Origin of the sequence: Georgenia satyanarayanai (assembly GCF_009193135.1) — a bacterium.
Taxonomy (GTDB): domain Bacteria; phylum Actinomycetota; class Actinomycetes; order Actinomycetales; family Actinomycetaceae; genus Oceanitalea; species Oceanitalea satyanarayanai.
The window spans coordinates 315,062-334,220 of the sequence record NZ_VUKC01000001.1; the positions used below are offsets into that span (position 1 = coordinate 315,062).

At 74.0% G+C, this 19,159-nt stretch carries 17 protein-coding genes; 14 read left to right on the forward strand and 3 right to left on the reverse strand.

The window, feature by feature from the left end; all coding sequences use genetic code 11:
* The 10 genes from GD632_RS01470 (at position 1) to deoC (ending at position 10,459) form a co-directional block, all read left to right on the forward strand.
* A complete protein-coding gene (locus tag GD632_RS01470) occupies positions 1-1,287 on the forward strand; it encodes an amidohydrolase (RefSeq protein ID WP_152187896.1) in 1,287 nt (428 codons plus the stop codon).
* Between the two features lie 155 nt (positions 1,288-1,442).
* Positions 1,443-2,570, forward strand: coding sequence for a BMP family lipoprotein (locus GD632_RS01475; RefSeq protein WP_152187899.1), 1,128 nt, complete (start codon positions 1,443-1,445; stop codon positions 2,568-2,570).
* A gap of 123 nt (positions 2,571-2,693) precedes the next feature.
* Positions 2,694-4,271, forward strand: a complete 1,578-nt coding sequence (locus tag GD632_RS01480) for an ABC transporter ATP-binding protein (RefSeq protein ID WP_152187901.1) — start codon at positions 2,694-2,696, stop codon at positions 4,269-4,271.
* A complete protein-coding gene (locus GD632_RS01485) occupies positions 4,268-5,572 on the forward strand; it encodes an ABC transporter permease (RefSeq protein WP_152187903.1) in 1,305 nt (434 codons plus the stop codon). The genes GD632_RS01480 and GD632_RS01485 overlap by 4 nt, the downstream gene beginning before the upstream one ends.
* Positions 5,569-6,846: an ABC transporter permease gene (locus GD632_RS01490; RefSeq protein ID WP_152187905.1), complete on the forward strand. Its 1,278-nt coding sequence runs from the start codon at positions 5,569-5,571 to the stop codon at positions 6,844-6,846. Before GD632_RS01485 ends, GD632_RS01490 begins: the two co-directional genes overlap by 4 nt.
* Before the next feature lie 42 nt (positions 6,847-6,888).
* A complete protein-coding gene (locus GD632_RS01495) occupies positions 6,889-7,296 on the forward strand; it encodes a cytidine deaminase (RefSeq protein ID WP_152187907.1) in 408 nt (135 codons plus the stop codon).
* 96 nt (positions 7,297-7,392) lie between these two features.
* Entirely contained in the window at positions 7,393-8,688 is a 1,296-nt protein-coding gene (locus GD632_RS01500; RefSeq protein WP_152187909.1) for a thymidine phosphorylase, read from the forward strand.
* Position 8,689: 1 nt separating this feature from the next.
* A complete protein-coding gene (locus GD632_RS01505) occupies positions 8,690-9,478 on the forward strand; it encodes a hypothetical protein (RefSeq protein ID WP_152187911.1) in 789 nt (262 codons plus the stop codon).
* Between the two features lie 73 nt (positions 9,479-9,551).
* On the forward strand, positions 9,552-9,761 hold the full coding sequence (locus tag GD632_RS01510) for a hypothetical protein (protein ID WP_152187913.1): 210 nt from the start codon (positions 9,552-9,554) through the stop codon (positions 9,759-9,761).
* 38 nt (positions 9,762-9,799) lie between these two features.
* The gene (deoC, locus tag GD632_RS01515; protein WP_152187915.1) at positions 9,800-10,459 is read left to right on the forward strand and encodes a deoxyribose-phosphate aldolase; all 660 of its coding nucleotides are present in this window, start codon (positions 9,800-9,802) and stop codon (positions 10,457-10,459) included.
* Between the two features lie 30 nt (positions 10,460-10,489).
* Here the strand turns inward: deoC and GD632_RS01520 are convergent, their stop codons facing one another.
* Complete coding sequence (locus GD632_RS01520) at positions 10,490-11,125, reverse strand: O-methyltransferase (RefSeq protein WP_152188368.1); 636 nt, start codon at positions 11,123-11,125, stop codon at positions 10,490-10,492.
* 132 nt (positions 11,126-11,257) lie between these two features.
* Between GD632_RS01520 and sigE the strand changes: the two genes are divergently transcribed.
* The 4 genes from sigE to GD632_RS01540 are packed head-to-tail and all read left to right on the forward strand — an operon-like array spanning position 11,258 to position 14,641.
* A complete protein-coding gene (gene sigE / locus GD632_RS01525; protein ID WP_152187918.1) occupies positions 11,258-11,818 on the forward strand; it encodes an RNA polymerase sigma factor SigE in 561 nt (186 codons plus the stop codon).
* Positions 11,815-12,651, forward strand: a complete 837-nt coding sequence (locus tag GD632_RS01530) for a zf-HC2 domain-containing protein (protein ID WP_152187920.1) — start codon at positions 11,815-11,817, stop codon at positions 12,649-12,651. Before sigE ends, GD632_RS01530 begins: the two co-directional genes overlap by 4 nt.
* Positions 12,652-12,688: 37 nt before the next feature.
* Entirely contained in the window at positions 12,689-14,302 is a 1,614-nt protein-coding gene (locus GD632_RS01535) for a trypsin-like peptidase domain-containing protein (protein WP_152187922.1), read from the forward strand.
* A gap of 21 nt (positions 14,303-14,323) precedes the next feature.
* Complete coding sequence (locus GD632_RS01540; protein WP_152187925.1) at positions 14,324-14,641, forward strand: Sec-independent protein translocase family protein; 318 nt, start codon at positions 14,324-14,326, stop codon at positions 14,639-14,641.
* A 21-nt stretch (positions 14,642-14,662) separates the two neighbouring features.
* Here GD632_RS01540 and GD632_RS01545 read toward each other — a convergent pair whose 3' ends face one another.
* Together GD632_RS01545 and GD632_RS01550 are read right to left on the reverse strand one after the other, a co-directional pair.
* Positions 14,663-15,784: an Mrp/NBP35 family ATP-binding protein gene (locus tag GD632_RS01545; RefSeq protein ID WP_152187927.1), complete on the reverse strand. Its 1,122-nt coding sequence runs from the start codon at positions 15,782-15,784 to the stop codon at positions 14,663-14,665.
* A 112-nt stretch (positions 15,785-15,896) separates the two neighbouring features.
* On the reverse strand, positions 15,897-19,103 hold the full coding sequence (locus tag GD632_RS01550) for an alpha/beta hydrolase (protein ID WP_152187929.1): 3,207 nt from the start codon (positions 19,101-19,103) through the stop codon (positions 15,897-15,899).
* Between the last annotated feature and the right edge of the window lie 56 nt (positions 19,104-19,159).

The following is a 19,159-nucleotide window of genomic DNA, read 5'->3' on the forward strand; positions in this document are numbered from 1 at the left end:
GTGAAGGACGCCCCCCAGCCCGACCGCATCGTCCAGCTCGCCGCCGGGCTCGAGGAGGAGCTGGTCGCGATCCGTCGTCAGATCCACGCCAACCCCGAGCTGGGGTGGATGGAGCAGGAGACCACCACCCTGCTGTTCGACCGGCTCACCGCCGCGGGCCTGTCCCCCCGCCGCACCAGGGGCAGCGGCCTGGTCTGCGACATCGGCCCCGACCCGCGCGAGCGCGGGCGCCGGCGGATCGGCCTGCGCGGTGACATCGACGCGCTGCCCGTGCCCGAGACCACCGGGCTGCCCTTCCGCTCCCGCCGCCAGGGCGTGTCCCACGCCTGCGGGCACGACGTCCACGCCAGCGCCGTCCTCGGTGCCGGCCTCATCCTCGCCCGCCTCGAGGAGGAGGGGCAGCTGCCCGTCGGGGTGCGGCTCATCCTCCAGCCCGCGGAGGAGGTCCAGCCGAGCGGCGCCAAGGAGCTCATCGACCAGGGCGTCCTCGACGGCGTCGAGCAGATCTACGCCCTCCACTGCGCGCCGAAGATCGACTTCGGCCGCATCGGCTCGCGCATCGGCCCGATCACCGCGGCCTCGGACAACGTCACCATCACCGTGCGCTCCAGCGGCGGGCACACCTCACGGCCCCACCTCACCGGCGACGTCGTCTACGCCCTGGGCCACATCATCACCCAGCTGCCCGCCGTGCTCGACCGGCGCATGGACCCCCGCTCGGGGGCCAACCTCACCTGGGGCGCGGTCAACGCGGGCCGGGCGCCCAACACCATCCCCTCGGTCGGCACCGTCACCGGGACGCTGCGCTCGCTGGACGTCGAGACCTGGGAGCGGGCCGGGAAGCTCGTCGACGACGTCGTCGCGAACCTCCTGTCCCCGCTCGGCGTCGAGGTCGAGCTCAAGCACCAGCGCGGCATGCCGCCCGTCGTCAACGACGAGCAGTGCGTGCGGCTGCTCGACGGCGCCACGCGGGAGGTCGTCGGGGACGACGCCGTCGTGCTCACCGAGCAGTCGCTCGGCGGGGAGGACTTCTCCTGGTACCTCTCGCGGGTGCCCGGCGCCATGGTGCGCCTGGGGACCCGCACACCGGGCGGGCCCGCCCACGACCTCCACCAGGGGGACCTCGTCGTGGACGAGCGGGCGATCGGCCTCGGGGCCCGGGTGCTGGCCCGCACGGCGCAGCGTGCCGGGTACGAGCCGCGGGTCGCCGCGCAGCCACGGCCCGGCTCCCGCGGTGGGGCGCCCGTGCTGTCCGGGCGCGGGCCCGCGTCCGGACGCGCGCGATAGCAACGTTTGTGTAACAGAACATAGACAAATCTCACCATGCGGCCAATCGCGCGGGTGTGGAGGCTTACAGTCGGCCGTACGCAGCCGATAGGTCGCGGTGAACGCCTCCATCGTTCCGCCGGCCACCGGCCTTCAACCATCCCCAGGAGACAAGCGTGAAGAAGACGATCTACGCGACCGCTCTCGCGGCCGTCGCCACGCTGGCACTCGCGGCGTGCGGTGACGCGCCGGAGGACGACAGCACCGAGCCCGCCGGCGAGGCCACCAGCGCCGAGGAGACCACCGGCTCCGCCGAGGAGGTCGACTACCTCGCCTGCCTCATCTCCGACCAGGGCGGCTGGGAGGACCAGTCCTTCAACCAGTCGGCCATGGAGGGCGGCATGCGCGCCCAGGAGGAGCTCGGGATCCAGCTCAACGACGCCGAGTCCCAGTCCGACGCCGACTTCGGCCCGAACGTCGACTCCATGGTCCAGCAGGGCTGCGACATGACCATCGGTGTCGGCTTCCTCCTCGAGGACCCGATCCAGGCGGCCGCCGAGGCCAACACCGACGTCTCCTTCGGCCTCGTCGACGCGACCTTCTCCAACCCGGGCGAGGGCGCCGACGCGCCCCCGGTGCCGGTCGAGCTCGACAACGCCGCTCCGATCATCTTCAACACGGCCGAGGCCGCCTACCTCGCGGGCTACGTCGCCGCGGGCATGAGCGAGACCGGCACGGTCGCGACCTTCGGTGGCCTGCCGATCCCGTCCGTCAACATCTTCATGGACGGCTTCGTCGACGGCGTCGCCAAGTACAACGAGGACAACGGCGGCGACGTCCAGGTCCTCGGCTGGGACAAGGAGGCGCAGGACGGCACCTTCTCCGGCGGCTTCGAGGACCAGGGCCAGGGCCAGGCGCTGACCGAGCAGTTCATCGCCCAGGGCGCCGACGTCATCATGCCGGTCGCCGGCCCCGTCGGCCTCGGTGCGGCCGCCGCCGCCGAGAGCGCGGGCAACGTCTGGGTCGTCGGTGTCGACTCCGACTGGACCGCCTCCACCGACTACGCCGACATCGTCCTGGCGTCCGTCGTCAAGGAGATCGGCGCTGGTGTCTTCGAGACGATCAAGGCCGACCTCGAGGGCAGCTTCTCCGGCGAGCCCTACATCGGTGACCTCGCCAACGGCGGTGTCAGCCTCGCCACCGGCAGCGCCGACATCCCGCAGGAGCTCCTCGACCAGGTCGAGGCGCTCCAGGAGCAGATCATCTCGGGCGAGCTCGCCGTCGAGACCGTCAACGCTCCCTGACCCACCACGCACAGTGACGGCCCGGCCGGCCCGTGGCCGGGCCGTCACCGTTCGCCCTCCACGGACGCCGCAGCGTCCACCCCTCCGGCCGCGTCGCCGTGGCCCTCTAGCGATGGAGCGGATGTGAAGCTCGAGCTTCGCGGCATCACCAAGCGCTTCGGCCCCCTGGTCGCCAACGACCACATCGACCTCGTCGTGGAGCCCGGGGAGATCCACGCGCTGCTCGGTGAGAACGGGGCCGGCAAGAGCACGCTGATGAACGTGCTCTACGGCCTGTACGACCCCGACGAGGGACAGATCCTCCTCGACGGCGAGCCCGTGACCTTCGCCGGGCCCGGCGACGCCGTCGCCGCCGGCATCGGCATGGTCCACCAGCACTTCATGCTCGTCCCGGTCTTCACCGTCGCCGAGTCGGTGGCCCTCGGCTACGAGCCGACCGGCCCGCTCGGCATCATCAGCCAGCGTGAGGCGCGCACGCGCGTCAAGGAGATCTCCGACCGCTTCGGCTTCGACGTCGACCCCGACGCCGTCATCGAGGACCTGCCCGTCGGCGTGCAGCAGCGCGTGGAGATCATCAAGGCCCTGTCGCGGGACGCGAAGGTGCTCATCCTCGACGAGCCGACCGCGGTGCTCACCCCGCAGGAGACCGACGAGCTCATCGCGATCATGCGCCAGCTCAAGGCCGAGGGCACCTCGATCGTCTTCATCACGCACAAGCTGCGCGAGGTCCGCGCGATCGCCGACTCCATCACCGTCATCCGCCGCGGCACGGTCGTCGGCGAGGCGAGCCCCACGAGCTCGGAGACCGAGCTCGCCTCCCTCATGGTCGGGCGCTCGGTGAGCATGGCCGTCGACAAGGGCCACGCCGCGCCGGGGGAGGAGTCCTTCGTCGTCACCGACCTCTCGGTGCTCGACACCAAGGGCCACGTCGCCGTCGACCGCCTCGACCTCACCGTCCGGCACGGGGAGATCGTCGTCGTCGCCGGTGTCCAGGGCAACGGCCAGACCGAGCTCACCGAGACGATCCTCGGCCTCGTCGAGCCGGTCTCCGGCTCGATCGTCCTGGACGGCAAGGAGCTCGTCGGCACCACGGTCAAGCAGCGGCTGCGGGCCGGCATCGGCTTCGTCCCCGAGGACCGCTCCACCGGTGGGGTCATCGCCGGCTTCACCGTGGCCGAGAACTTCATCCTCGACCTGTACGACACCCAGCCCTTCGCCGCGCTCGGCAGCCTCAGGCCGGGCGTCGTCGAGGAGAACGCCCACAGGCGCGCCGAGCAGTTCGACGTGCGCCTCACCTCGGTGCACGACCCCATCTCCACGCTCTCGGGCGGCAACCAGCAGAAGGTCGTCATCGCGCGGGAGATGTCCCGCCCGCTGCGCCTGCTCGTCGCCTCCCAGCCCACCCGCGGCGTCGACGTCGGGTCGATCGAGTTCATCCACAAGGAGATCGTCGCCGAGCGGGACAAGGGCACCCCGGTGCTCATCGTCTCGACCGAGCTCGACGAGGTCATGGCCCTGGCCGACCGCATCGCCGTCATGTACCGCGGGCGCGTCGTCGGGGTCGTCCCGGGGGACACCGACCGCGACGTCCTCGGCCTCATGATGGCCGGCGTCCCCTACGAGGAGGCGCGGTCCCAGGCCGCCCAGCACCGCACCGCGATGTCCGCGGCGGACGACATGAGTGAGGAGACCGCGCCGTGAGCGAGGAGGAGACCCGGCGCCCCGCCGAGCACCCCGGGGACGTCGTCGCCCAGGCGGAGGAGTCCCCCGCCTCGGCGAAGCAGGTCCCGGAGGAGCAGCCCCGCACGCGGACCGCGCAGTTCGTCCGGGACATCCTCTCGGGCGGCTGGCTCGTCACCGTCCTGGCGATCGTCGTCGCGCTCGTGCTCAGCGGCGTCCTCATCGCCGCCGCCGACGCCCGCGTCCAGGAGACCGCCGGCTACCTCTTCGCGCGCCCGATGGACTTCGTCGGCGCCGTATGGGACGCCGTCTCCCAGGCCTACGCCGCCCTGTTCCGCGGCTCGATCTTCGACTACCGGGCCGAGACCTTCACCCGCGCGATCCGGCCGCTGACGGAGACGCTCGTCTTCTCCGTCCCGCTGATCTTCACCGGCCTGGGCATCGCCATCGCCTTCCGTGCCGGGATGTTCAACATCGGCGGCCAGGGCCAGATCATCGTGGGTGCCATCCTCGGCGGCTACGTCGGCTTCTCCCTCGACCTGCCGGTCGTCCTTCACCTCATCCTCGCCGTCCTCGGCGCGATCGTCGGTGGCGCCATCTGGGCGGGCATCGCGGGCGTGCTCAAGGCCCGGACGGGGGCCAACGAGGTGATCGTCACGATCATGCTCAACAACATCGCGGTGTACCTCATCGGCTGGGTCCTCACCCAGCCCGCCTTCCAGCAGAGCGGGTCCGCGCTGCCCCGGTCGCCCAACGTCCGGGACACCGCGCTGTACCCGCTGCTCCTGGGGGAGGGCTTCCGCCTCCACCTCGGCTTCGTCCTCGTCATCCTCGTCACCGCCGCCGTGTGGTGGCTGGTGGAGCGCTCGACCTTCGGCTTCGAGCTGCGCGCCGTCGGTGCCAACGCCGAGGCCGCCCGCACCGCGGGCGTCTCGGTCGCCAAGGTGACGATCCTCGCCCTCGTCATCGCCGGTGGCCTCAGCGGCCTCGGCGGATCGGCGCAGGTGCTCGGCACCGAGCAGATCCTCACCGCGGGTGTCGCCGCGAGCTACGGCTTCGACGCGATCACCGTCGCCCTCCTGGGCCGGGCGACGCCGTGGGGCACCTTCGCCGCGGGCCTGCTCTTCGGCGCGCTCAAGGCCGGTGGCTTCCTCATGCAGTCCACCACCCAGACCCCGATCGACATCATCCTCGTCGTCCAGTCGGTCATCGTGCTGCTCATCGCGGCCCCGCCACTCGTCCGGGCGATCTTCCGCCTGCCGGCACCGGACCGATCGCGCGGGAAGTCCACCGTGCTCGCCGCCAAGGAGGCCTCGGCATGAGCCAGACCACGCTCGCCCGCCCCGACGCCCGCGACTCCGCGGTGCTGCCGCCCGTCAAGTGGCGCGGCCCCGCCTTCATGGCCGTCTTCACCCTGGTCTCCCTGCTCGGCTTCACCCTGTTCACCGAGTCGGGCACGACGACGTTCCGCACCGCCACCGGCGGTGAGCTCGCCGAGATCCCCAACACCGAGGTGCCCACGGTCCCGGCGCTGTGGGTGCTCACCCTGGTCATGGCGGCCGTCACGGGCTACTCGGCCTACCGGGCCACGCGCCGCCAGCCGCTGGGCTGGTGGCCGCCGGCCCTCTTCGGCGCCGCCTTCGTCCTCGCGTTCCTCACCTGGCAGGGCGTCGGCGGCACGATCCCGGTGACGTCCCTGCTCACCGGGGCGCTCGCGCTGTCCGTGCCGCTCGTCTTCGGTGCGCTGTCCGGCGTCATGTGCGAGCGCTCGGGTGTCATCAACATCGCGATCGAGGGGCAGCTGCTCGGCGGCGCCTTCCTCGCGGCGATCGTCGCCTCGATCACGACGAGCCCCTACCTCGGCGTCGTCGCGGCACCGGTCGCCGGCGCTCTCGTCGGCGTGCTCCTCGTCTTCTTCAGCGTGAAGTACTGGGTCGACCAGATCATCGTCGGCGTCGTGCTCAACGTGCTCGTGCTCGGCGTGACGAGCTTCTTCTTCTCCACCGTGCTCAGCGAGAACCCCGACCTCAACCAGCGCCAGCGCCTGCCCTCCCTGCCGGTGCCGCTGCTGTCGGACATCCCGGTCGTCGGCCCGGTGCTCTTCAACCAGAACATCCTCGTCTACCTCATGTACGCCGCCGTCATCGCGCTGCAGTTCTTCCTGTTCCGCAGCCGGTGGGGCCTGCGGGTGCGCGCCGTGGGCGAGCACCCCAAGGCCGCGGACACCGTCGGCATCGACGTCATCCGCACCCGCTGGATCACCCCGATCCTCGGTGGCGCGCTCGCCGGGCTGGGCGGCGCCTTCTTCACCGTCGGCTCCGGCCTCGCCTTCGGCCGCGACATGTCCGCCGGCAACGGGTTCATCGCGCTGGCCGCGATGATCCTCGGCCGGTGGAACCCGCTCGGCGCGCTCGCCGCGGCGCTGCTCTTCGGCTTCTCGCGCAACCTGGCGAACATGCTCAGCGCGATGGGTGGCAGCGGCATCCCCGGGGAGTTCCTCCTCATGCTGCCCTACGTCGTGACCATCTTCGCCGTCGCCGGCTTCGTCGGCCGGGTGCGCGCACCCGCCGCGGAGAACACCCCCTACGTCAAGTAGCCCGCCCGTTCGCGCAGGACAGCCTCCCGGAGGAAGCCAGTGATGATCGACGACGCCACCTGGGCGCGGCTGCGCGAGCTGGCCCGCGAGATGGTCCCGCGCGCGTACGTCCCCTACTCCACCTACCCGGTCGGTGCGGCCGCGCTCGTCGACGACGGGCGCACCGTCACCGGGTGCAACGTGGAGAACGCGTCCTACGGCATCGGCCTGTGCGCCGAGTGCGGGCTCGTCTCCGCGCTGCACGCCACCGGCGGCGGGCGGCTCGTCGCGTTCACCTGCGTGGACGGCGAGGGGCGGGTCATCGTCCCCTGCGGCCGCTGCCGCCAGCTGCTGTGGGAGCACGGGGGCCCCGAGCTCCTCGTCGAGACCCCGAGCGGCGTGCACCCGATGAGCGAGGTCCTGCCCGAGGCCTTCGGCCCCGCGCACCTCGACGAATGGGCCGGACGCTGAGGCGACCCCTCGCGGCCCGCTGCCACCTCCTCCACGCACGGGCGCGCCCGGCCCCCGTCCCGGCGCCCCAGGGCGCCCCGTCCTAGGGTGGACCCCATGACCGAAGCCTTCGACGTCGTCGACCTCATCCGGACCAAGCGCGACGGCGGCGTCCTCGCCCCCGCCGAGATCGACTGGGTGATCGACGCCTACACCCGCGGCGTCGTCGCCGACGAGCAGATGTCGGCGCTCGCGATGGCGATCTTCCTGCGCGGCATGGGCCGCGACGAGATCTCCCGCTGGACCACGGCGATGATCGCCTCCGGCAGCCGGATGGACTTCTCCGGCCTCAGCCGCCCCACCTCGGACAAGCACTCCACCGGTGGGGTCGGCGACAAGATCACCCTGCCGCTCGCGCCGCTCGTCGCCGTCTTCGACGTCGCCGTGCCCCAGCTCTCGGGCCGTGGCCTGGGCCACACCGGCGGCACCCTCGACAAGCTCGAGGCGATCCCCGGCTGGCGGGCCGACCTCGACAACGACGCGATCCTGCGCCAGCTCGAGGACGTCGGCGCGGTGATCTGCGCGGCCGGCACGGGCCTGGCCCCGGCGGACAAGAAGCTCTACGCGCTGCGCGACACGACCGGCACCGTCGAGGCCATCCCGCTCATCGCCTCCTCGATCATGAGCAAGAAGATCGCCGAGGGGACGGACTCGCTGGTCCTGGACGTCAAGGTCGGCTCGGGCGCCTTCATGAAGGACATCGACGCGGCACGTGAGCTCGCCCGCACGATGGTGGCCCTCGGCAGCGACGCCGGCGTGCGCACGACGGCGCTCCTCACCGACATGTCGACCCCGCTCGGTCTCACGGCGGGCAACGCGCTCGAGGTGCGCGAGTCCGTCGACGTCCTTGCCGGTGGTGGTCCCGAGGACGTCGTCGAGCTCACCGTCGCGCTCGCCCGCGAGATGCTCGACGCCGCCGGCCGCACCGACGCCGACCCCCGCGCGGCGCTGGCCGACGGCCGCGCCATGGACGTGTGGCGCCGCATGATCAGCGCCCAGGGCGGGGACCCCGACGCGGCACTGCCCACCGCCCGGGAGACCGAGACGCTCACCGCCGACTCCGACGGTGTCGTGGGCCGCCTGGACGCCTACGCCGTCGGCGTGTGCGCGTGGCGCCTGGGGGCGGGCCGCGCCCGCCAGGGCGACGCCGTGCAGGCCGGCGCCGGCGTCGAGCTGCACGCGAAGCCCGGCGACACCGTCCGCGCGGGCCAGCCGCTGCTCACCATGCACACCGACACGCCCGAGCGCTTCGACCGCGCCCGGCAGGCGCTCGAGGGCGGGGTCGACATCTCCTCGGGCGACGGGCCGGCGAGCGGCCCCGGCGACGTCGTCCTCGAGAAGATCGCGGGCTGACATGGCGTCGTCCTGGCACAGGTGGCAGCTGACGGCACCGCTGGCGGCGCTGAGCAGGCCGGTGCGCACGCCCTCCCGCGTGCCGCGCACCTCGACCGGACCCGCCGGCGGTGCCGGGGGCACCGAGCCCGCCGACGGCCTGCCCGTCCTGCTCGGCGGCGCCCGCGCCCGGCAGGTCGACGAGACGACGTGCGGCTCGGCCGTGCTCGTCATGCTCGCCGCCACCGGTGACCCCGCCCTGGCGCAGTGGTTGGAGACCGGCCGGCTGCCCACCGGCCCACGGCCGCCGGAGGTGCCGGAGGGGGAGGTCCCCGGTGGCGCGGCGGAGCGCTTCGCCGCCGCCCAGCGGCAGGTGAAGGCCGCGACGGGCCGCCGCGCCCTGGGCCCGCTGCCGTGGCCGGCCGGCCTCGGCACGCCGCCGTGGACCGCGGCCCGCGAGGCCCGCTTCCCGGGGGTGCGTTACCGTGTGCGTCCGGTCGACGACACGACCGACGACGGCGCCGCCGTGCTCGGGCTGGTCGAGGCCGCGAACCGGCGCGGTCACCCCGTCCCGCTCTACACGGGCGGCGACGTCCGTGGCGGGGTCGCCCACGCCGTCCCCCGGCACGTCGTCCTGGCCGTCCCGCCGCCGCCGGGCGCGGCGGTGCCCGGCACGCTGCGCCTCTACGAGCCCTCACGCGGCTCGGTCCTCACCGTGCCGTCCGCCGACCTGCTCGGGCGCACCGCCCCGCACCGCGCGCTGGGCGGCTGGACGCACGTCGTCGCCGCGCTGCTGCCCGTCCCGGCCTGAGCCGCCCACCCTGCACGAGGAGCGCTCACGGGCCACACTGGGAGGCCCGTCAGCGAACGCAGGAAGGGCGATGATGAGCACCCCACCGATTCCCGGCGCACCCGAGAGCGAGCTGCCCGACCCCGAGGAGGCCGTGGCCGCCCTCGACCCCGAGACCGGCGAGGACTACGACCCGCCGGAGGTCGTCGACCCCGACCGGGAGGCGAACGAGGCGGACCAGCTCGAGCAGGTCATCGAGGTCCCCGTGGACGACGACGAGCCCGCCGAGGGCGAGGAGGCGTAGCCGATAGGCTCGGGCCACCGAGTCCAGGAGGAAGCACCATGACCACCCGTCACGCCGTCGCCCAGATGGTCGACCACACGCTGCTCAAGCCCGAGGCGACGCGCGAGCAGGTCGCGGCGCTCGTCGCCGACGCCCGTGAGCTCGGCGTCCTCGCCGTGTGCGTCTCACCGTCCCAGCTGCCGCTCGAGGGGGCCGAGGGCCTCGTCGTGGCCACCGTCTGCGGCTTCCCCTCCGGGGCGCACCACAGCGAGGTCAAGGCGGCCGAGGCGGCGCGCGCCGTCGCCGACGGCGCCGACGAGGTCGACATGGTCATCAACCTCGGTGAGGCGCTCGCCGGGAACTGGGCGGCCGTCGAGGCGGACATCGCGGCGGTCCGCGCGGCGGTGCCGGCCCCGGCCGTGCTCAAGGTCATCATCGAGTCCGCCGCCCTGGACGACGAGCAGATCATCGCGGCGTGCCGTGCCTCGGAGTCGGCCGGCGCGGACTTCGTCAAGACGTCCACCGGCTTCCACGCCACCGGCGGGGCCAGCGTCCACGCCGTCGAGCTCATGGCGCGCACCGTGGACGGGCGCCTCGGGGTCAAGGCCTCCGGCGGCATCCGCGACGCGGCCGCCGCGGCCGCGATGGTCGAGGCCGGCGCCACCCGCCTCGGCCTGTCCGGCTCGGCGGCGGTCCTGGCCGGCTTCCCCGAGGCCTGACCTCCGGGCGTCCGACAGGCGCGACCCGGGTCAGCGGCGGCGGACGGCGGCGAGGAGGCCGGTGCCCGAGGGGAGCAGGGCCGAGGTGAGACGCTCGTCGGCGCGGACCGCCTTGCCGAGCTCGCGCATCGCGACCGTCGCCTCGTCCCGGCGGGCCGGGTCGGCCACGCGGTCGTGCCACAGCGTGTTCGTCACGGCGAGCACGCCGCCCACGCGGAGCATGCGCGTGGCCTGCTCGACGTAGTCGGCCGCCTCGGAGGGGTCGGCGTCGACGAGCACGAGGTCGTAGGCGTGGTCCGCCATGCGGGGCAGGACGTCCATCGCGCGGCCCGAGATGAGGCGCGTGCGCGCCGACCTCACCCCGGCCGCGGTGAACGCCTCGCGGGCGGCGCGCTGGTGGTCGGTGTCGACGTCGATGGTCGTGAGGACGCCGTCCGGGCTCATCCCGCCGAGCAGCCACAGGCCGCTCACGCCCGTCCCCGTGCCGATCTCGACGACGGCGCGCGCCCCGGCGGCGGCGGCCAGCAGCCGCAGCGCCGCGCCCGTCCCCGGGCTCACCGCGGTGGCGCCGAGCTCCTCCGCCCGCCGGCGCGCGGCGGCGACGGCCTCGTCCTCGGGGACGAACTCCTCGGTGTAGGCCCAGCTGAGGGCCTTCTCGGCAGCGATGGTGGTGCCTCCTGGGTGAGCACGGACGAGGGTCGGCCTCGATCGTAGCGCCGTGGCACCGCTCCCACTCCCAGGTCGTCCCCAGGTTCGCTCCGTATCCTGGCCGCCAGACCGCACGGAAGAGGCCGCCGCATGACCGCTCAGGACGAGACCACGTGGACCGTGCCGTCGTGGGACGACGTCGTCCGCGACCACTCCGCCCGGGTCTACCGGCTCGCCTACCGGCTCACCGGCAACAAGGCCGACGCCGAGGACCTCACCCAGGAGACCTTCATCCGGGTGTTCCGCTCCCTCCACTCCTACCGGCCCGGCTCCTTCGAGGGCTGGCTGCACCGCATCACGACGAACCTCTTCCTCGACGGCGCCCGCAAGCGCGCGCGCGTGCGCGTCACCCAGCTCGGTGAGCACGCCGAGGAGGTCCCCGCCTCCCACGAGCAGCACGACCTGCACCGCCGCTACGAGCACGGGCACGTCGACCCGGACATCCAGGCGGCGCTGGACGCGCTGCCGCCCAAGTACCGCGTCGCCGTCGTCCTGTGCGACGTCGAGGGCCTGTCCTACGAGGAGATCGCCGCGACCCTCGGCATCAAGATGGGCACGGTGCGCTCGCGCATCCACCGCGGGCGCGCCATGCTCCGCGACCGCCTCGGCCACCTGCGGCCGGGCACCGTGGACAGCGAGGTGGCCTCGTGAGCCACCTCGGGTCCCGGGTCGCCCCGCTCGTCGACGGCCAGCTCCCCGCCGCCGAGGCGGAGGAGCTGCTCGCCCACGCCGCGGCCTGCGCCCGCTGCCACTGGCTGCTCGGCCAGGAGCGGGCCTCCCGGACGATGCTCAGCCAGGCGTGGGACGTCGAGCCGGACGCCGAGCTCACCGCCCGCCTGCTCGCCCTCTCACCCGGCCCGGAGGAGCGTGCGCCCCGCGGGCGGCGGGTCCTGCTCGCCGCGGCCGGCGCCGGCGGGCTCGCCGCGGCCTGCGCCGTCGGGCTCGTCGTCGTCGGGAGCCTGTCCGAGCCGCGGGCGGACCCGCACGCCATCCTCGACGTCGTCCAGGGCAGCCTCGGCGAGCGCCCCGAGGAGCTCGCCGGCGGGACGGGCGAGGTGAGCGGCGACGTCGTCGCGTGGATGGCCGAGCACGGGTGGAGCGCACCCGAGTCGCTGCCCAGCGGGATGCGGGTGGTGGACGTCGCCGTCCACGAGACGGAGGGCGGCGAGGTGCTCGAGGTCGAGATCGCCGGCGCCATGGCCCACGTGCGCCTCCTCCAGCAGCGCGGGGTGCTCACCGGTGAGGCCGAGGAGCAGATGCAGTCCGAGCTCGTCGGCCAGCGCGACGCCGTCCTCCTGCCCAGCGGCGTGCACGACCTCGCCCTGCAGAGCGAGGGCTGCGTCGTCGTCGTCCTCGCGGCCCCCGACGACGCACCCGTCAGCGACGCCATCCTCGCCGCCCTGCCCGAGGGGGACTTCGACACCTCGGTGGGAGCCCGGTTCACCCGCGGCTGGGACACCGTGACGGAGTGGGCGCTGGGCTGAGGCGGCCCGCGCACCGATCTGGGAGGAGACTGTGCCCATGAGCGAGCGACCCGACGAGCACGAGCACGGCTACCCGCCCTCGCCCGCGCCCCGGCCCGAGCCGTACAGCGTGGACGAGGTGGCCCCCCGCACGGACGAGGACGGCGCCGCCCCGGCCCCGGAGCCGGCCGCCGGGCCGTCCCCCCACGAGCCGGGTCGCGACGAGCGGGTCCGCGACGACGCGTGGTGGCGGCCCAGCGCCGCGGCGCCACAGCCGCCGGACGCGACCGTCCCGGACGGCCGGCGGCTGCCGTGGTCCTCGCCTGACGGGGCGTGGCCGCTCACCCGCGGGGTCGGCCACGCACCGGCGGGCCCGTCCGGCGGGTCGTCGGCCGGCTACGCGCCCGCCCCGACGGAGGCCGGCGGAGGCGCGCCGGCCGCCTACCCGCCGGCGTCCGACCCGCCGGAGCCCGCCGGCGCCTCGGCCGCGCAGCCCTACACCTGGCCCGCACCGGGGTCGTGGCACAGCAGCGGGGCGCGGGAGCCCGCCGGCCCGCAGGAGCCGCGCGGACGGCGCCGTCGGGGCGTGGCGTACGGCGTCGTCGTCCTCCTCGTCCTCGTCGCCCTGCTCGGCGGCATCGTCGTCGGTGCGCTCGGCGCGCGCCTGCTGTGGCCGTCGACGTCCTCGGGATCGGCGCTGCCGGCGGCCGGCAGCCCCGTGTCGACCGGCCGTGCGCCGGACTCCGTGGCCGGCATCGCCGCCGCCGCGCTGGAGAGCACGGTGTTCATCGAGGTCTTCGGCGGGGACACCGCCTCCAGCGGCAGCGGGATGGTCCTGCGCGAGGACGGCTACCTCGTGACGAACAACCACGTCATCGACGCCGCCGCGGACGGGGGCGGCACCGTCGCGGTCACGCTCGCCGACGGCAGCCAGCTGCCCGCCGAGATCGTCGGCCGCACCGCCGACTACGACCTCGCCGTCCTCAAGGTCGACGAGGACGGCCTGACGCCGCTGCCGCTCGCGGACTCCGACGCCGTCGTCGTCGGTGACCCGGTCGTGGCCGTCGGGGCCCCGTTGGGCCTCGAGGGGACCGTGACGAGCGGGATCATCTCGGCGCTCAACCGCCCCGTCCAGGCCGGCGGCTCGGGCGACGGCGCCTCGTTCATCAACGCGATCCAGACCGACGCCGCCATCAACCCGGGCAACTCCGGCGGGCCGCTCATCAACACGGCCGGCGAGGTGATCGGCATCAACACCGCGATCGCCCAGGCGGGCGGGCGCCAGACCGGGAGCATCGGCCTGGGCTTCTCCATCCCCTCCAACCAGGTGCGCCGCACGGCCGAGCAGATCATCGAGACCGGCCGCGCCACCTACCCCGTCATCGGGGTCGCCCTCGACACCCGCTACCAGGGCGAGGGCGTCCAGGTGCTCCAGGACGACGCCGGGGCCGCGACGCCCGCGGTCACGCCCGGCGGCCCGGGTGACGAGGCCGGCATCGAGCCGGGCGACGTCATCACCCACTTCGACGGGCAGCCGGTGACGACGCCCTCCGAGCTCATCGTCGCGGTCCGCTCCCGCGCCCCGGGCGACACGGTCGTCCTCACCGTCCGGAGCGACGGCGGGGACGAGCGCGAGGTCGAGGTCGTGCTGGACGAGGCCGGGAGCGACTAGCGGTCGGCCTATCCTGGGGGCGTGCCGATCAACGGGTCCGAGCTAGCGGTCATCGCGCTGCTCGCCGTCATCCTCATCGGCCCCGAGCGGCTGCCGCAGTACGCGCAGCAGCTGGCGGGGCTCGTGCGCAACCTGCGCCGGCTCACGACGGACACGACCGAGCGGGTCCGTGCCGAGCTGGGACCGGAGCTCGACGACCTCGACCTGCGCTCGCTCGACCCGCGCCAGTACGACCCCCGGCGCATCGTCCGCGACGCCCTGCGCGAGGACGACGAGCGCCCCGCGCGGCCCCCGCGGGCAGCCGGCGGCAAGGCTCCCTTCGACGACGAGGCGACGTAGGGGCCCTGGCGGCCGTCCGCGTCAGACCGGGCTGATCCCCAGGGACCGGCCCGCCAGGCCACGGGCGCGCTGGCTGAGCTGCCGGGCCACGCCGCGCAGCACGTCGGCGGCGGGGGAGTCGTCGTCCTGGACGAAGGGGCGTCCGGAGTCGCCGCCCTCGCGGAGCTTGATCTCCAGCGGCACCTGGCCGAGGAGCGGGACGTCGTAGCCGAGGCCGGCCGAGAGGTTGTCAGCCACCTGCTGCCCACCGCCGGAGCCGAAGAGCTCCACGCGCTGGCCGTCGGGCTGCTCGAGCCACGACATGTTCTCGATGACCCCGACGACGTGCTGGTTCGTCTGCCCGGCGAGCGAGCCCGCGCGCTCGGCGACCTCCGCGGCCGCCGACTGCGGGGTCGTGACGACGAGCAGCTCGGCGTTCGGCAGGAGCTGGCCCACCGAGATCGCGATGTCGCCGGTCCCCGGCGGCAGGTCGAGGAGGAGGACGTCGAGGTCACCCCAGAAGACGTCGGCGAGGAACTGCTGGAGCGCGCGGTGCAGCATCGGCCCACGCCACACGATCGGGCGGCCGGGAGGGGCGAACATGCCGATCGAGATGACCTTCACGTCACCGGCGACCGGCGGCAGGATCATGTCGTCGACCTTGGTGGGGGAGTGCTCGACGCCGAGCATGCGGGGGATGGAGAAGCCGTAGATGTCGGCGTCCACGACGCCCACCTTGAGGCCCTCGGCGGCCATCGCGGCGGCGAGGTTGGCCGTCACCGAGGACTTTCCCACCCCACCCTTGCCGGAGGTGACGGCGTAGACCCGGGTGAGGTTGCCCGGCTCGGAGAAGGGGATGGTCGGCTCGGCGACACCGCCGCGCAGCTGGGAGCGCAGCGACTTGCGCTGCTCCTCGCTCATGACGCCCATGTCGACGCGGACGTCGGCGACGCCCGCCACCCGCTGGGCGGCGGCGGTGACGTCCTTGGTGATCGTCGAGCGGAGCGGACAGCCCGCCGTCGTGAGGTCGATGCCGACGACGACGTCACCGCCCTCGACCTCCACCGACCGCACCATGCCGAGCTCTGTGATGGGACGGCGGATCTCGGGGTCCAGGACCTTGTCCAGCTCGCTGCGGATCGCTTCGACGGTGGGGGCAGACATACCCCCATGGTAGGTGGCTCCCGCGCGCGGTCCCAGCGGCCGGGACGCGTGTGACCGCGGGCACGACGAGGCCCGCACCGCGGTCGGTGCGGGCCTCGCCGGTGGGGCAGGTCTAGGAGGTGCGGCGCACCCCCAGGGTGTCGCGACCGTCACCGTTCCAGTCGCCCACGAAGACCTCGTCACCGGCCCGGCCGTAGGTCTGGACGCGGTCCGCGTCGCCCCCGCTGATCGAGTTCTTCACGTGGTAGACGTTGCCGCGGCGCATCGCGAAGGTGTCCTCGCCGTCGGCGTCCCAGTCGCCGGCGAGCACGACGTCGGTGGCCCGTCCGTAGGTGAGGACCTGCTGCGCGGGCCCGGCGCTGAGGCTGTTGCGGACGTGGTACTCCCTGCCCCGGCGCACGGTGAGGGTGTCCTTGCCGTCGCCGTCCCAGTCGCCCACGACGACCTCGTCACCCGCCCGGCCGTACCGGACGACGACGTCTGCCGACCCGCCGGTCACCGAGTTCTTCAGGTGGTACTCGTTGCCGCGGCGCACCGCGAGGGTGTCGACGCCGTCCCCGTCCCAGTCCCCGACGAGGACGACGTCCCCGGCGCGGCCGTAGCTGAAGGTGCGCGCCGCGTCACCGCCGCGCTGGGCGTCGGAGACGTGGAACTCACGGCCCCGGCGCAGCGTGATGGTGTCGTTGCCGTCACCGTCCCAGTCACCGATGAGCACCTCGTCCGTGGCGCGGCCGTAGCGGAAGGCGTAGGTGGCCCAGGGGCCCCAGCCGTCGTTGAGGAAGAAGCCGGTGCTCAGGGCCGGGGTGGGCGGCGTGCCGGGCTCGGTCGGCTCGGCGGGCTCCTCCGGCTCCTCGGGAGCGGTGGCGCACACGTCACCCTGCGGGCCGGGGTCCGGCGCCATGTCGTGGACGATGCCGTCCCGGTCGACGACGGCGTCGTCCTCCCGGACGGTGAGCCGGCCGAAGGTGTCGGCGCTGGAGGCGCCGACGACGGAGGCCGCGGTGACGGTGACGCTGGTCGTGGGGACGGTCGAGGTCTTGCGGTCGCCCTCGAGGGGCACGTCGAAGACGACGCAGGTCTGTCCGGCCGGGATGACGACGGGTGCCGCGAGCCGCTGCGCGCCGGTCTCCCCGCCGTTCGCCTCGACGTAGGTCCGCACCGGGGTGTCGGACGGGGCACTCAGCCGCAGTGCGATCGCCGCGGTGCCCGGTCCGGAGCCCTCGTTGACCGTCGCGTCGGCGACGGTGAGGCTGGGCAGCTCCCCGGTCCCGGGGGTGCCGACGCCGGGGGAGGAGAACGCGAGGTCCGACAGGTAGGCGGCGCCCGTGTCGGCGACGCCGGCGACGCGCACCTGGCGCACGTCGGTCATGTCGACCCCCGCAAAGGAGCTCAGCGGGATCTCGACGGCGCGGAGGTACACCTTGCGCAGCGGGCTCGCCTCACCGGGGAGGGGGGAGAGCGCGTCGCTGACGTCGGAGGCGAGGGCGCTGACGGACCGGCCGGCGCCGTCGACGAGGCTGACCGTGAGGTCCTCCGCCCCGGCAAGGGTCGGGGCGGCGCGGAACGTGAGCTTCGTGTGGTCGCTGACGTCGCGGGCCGAGGCGGGGACGTCGGCCCGCAGGCCCGCGCCCGCCGTCGTCCACTCGAGGATGGCCATCTGGCCCGACGGTGCCGACGGTGCGAAGCGCATCGGCGTCCAGTGCGGCGCCTGGGAGCTGGTCACCTGGGTGATGTCGGCGCACGGCCGGACCTGCTGCGGGTAGGGGCGCTCGCTGAGGGAGGCGCAGTAGGTGAGCCGGGCGCCGCCGGCGGCACGGACGCGGGGGCTGTCGGCCACGAGGGGGGCGACGTCCGCCCGCGAGGAGCCGGGCTGCTGGGCGACGGTGAAGACCTCGGCGCGGCCGATCGTGGCCGGGAGGGCGCCCGAGCCGTCGAAGAGGGGGAGCAGGTCCTCCTCCCCGCCCATGGTGAGTCGGAACCAGCCGGAGATGTAGGCGTCACCGAGCTCGTACTGCTCGGCCGCCGAGAGCCGGGAGGCGGCGGAGGCGCCGCAGACGGGGTTGACCTGCTGGCGGTCCTGGGCCGCCCAGTCGTCGGACACGGAGTAGGGGTAGAGCCCCGGCGTCCAGACGGTGTTGAAGAAGTTGTGGTTCGCGCCCATGACGAGGGCGGTGGCCCGCAGGACGTCGTCGTCGACGGCGTAGCGTGAGTCCTCGAAGAAGTGCTGTCCCTGGAGGTTGACGACGTCGCCGTCGCAGTAGGGCAGCACGGTGTAGGTGGGCACGCCCGGCAGGCTGAGCCGGCCGAAGTCCACGGGTGCCAGCGGCAGGACGGACTTGATGCCGTAGGGCTCGTCGCGCTCGGCGTTCATGAGGGCGGCGCGGACGACGCCGTCACCGCCGCGGGAGTGGCCCATGAGCCCGACGTGGTCGAGGTCGAGGCGGCCCTTGAGCACCGGGTCGAGCGCGGGGGCGCGCCCGGCGTTCGCCTCGGCGAGGAGGTCGAGGTGGGACAGGACGAGACCGCCGCGGGCCGTCGCCCCGTAGTCGATCGCGAGCTGGTTGTCGTTGGAGTTGATCGCGTTCGCCGAGACCGACACGACGACGTAGCCGCGCGACGCGAGCGTCTCCGCCGGGGCGTCGTAGCCGAGGTAGCTGGGGATCTCGACCTGGTCCGGTCCGCACGGGTAGCGGTTCGGGTTCGGGGTGCCCTGGGAGCACGAGCTGTGGCGCCCGTGCTGGAAGACGACGACGGGACGCTCGCCCTGCGCCTCGACGGGGTAGTAGACGGCGGCGCGCATCTCGCCCTTGATCCCGCCGATCTCGACGAGGTCGACGGCCTGGGTGCCGAGGTCGTAGTCGGCCCGGCCCACCGTGAAGCTGCCGTCCGCGGCGGGGTCGACGTCCAGGACCGCCCGGTCGCCCGGCTCGTCCGGGTCGACCGCCTGCGGACCGGTGGACCGGCGCCCGGCGGCGGGGGCGTCCTCGTCGCCCCAGGAGAGGGTGATCTCGTCGGCGGTGAGGACCGCGTCGTCGGTCGTGACCGCGCTGATCGACAGCCCGTCGAGCGACTCACGGGCCAGGCCCAGCGGCTCGCCGTCGGCGACGAGCTGGGGGACGGCCGCCCGGACGGGCAGCGGCTCGTCGAGCTCGAGGGTGACGACGTAGCCGCCGGGCGCCTGCTCGACGCTCCAGCCGTCGCCGTCGACGACGACCGGGGAGTCGGGGGCGGCCTGCCCGGCCGAGGCCGAGGTGAGGACGAGGGCGGTGGCGAGCAGGGCGGCGGCGCAGCCGCGCCCCGCTCGGGAAGGTCCGTGCATCTGGGTTTCCTCCTGGTTCGGGGGGTACCCTTTGGACGCTATTGACCTGGCTGTTA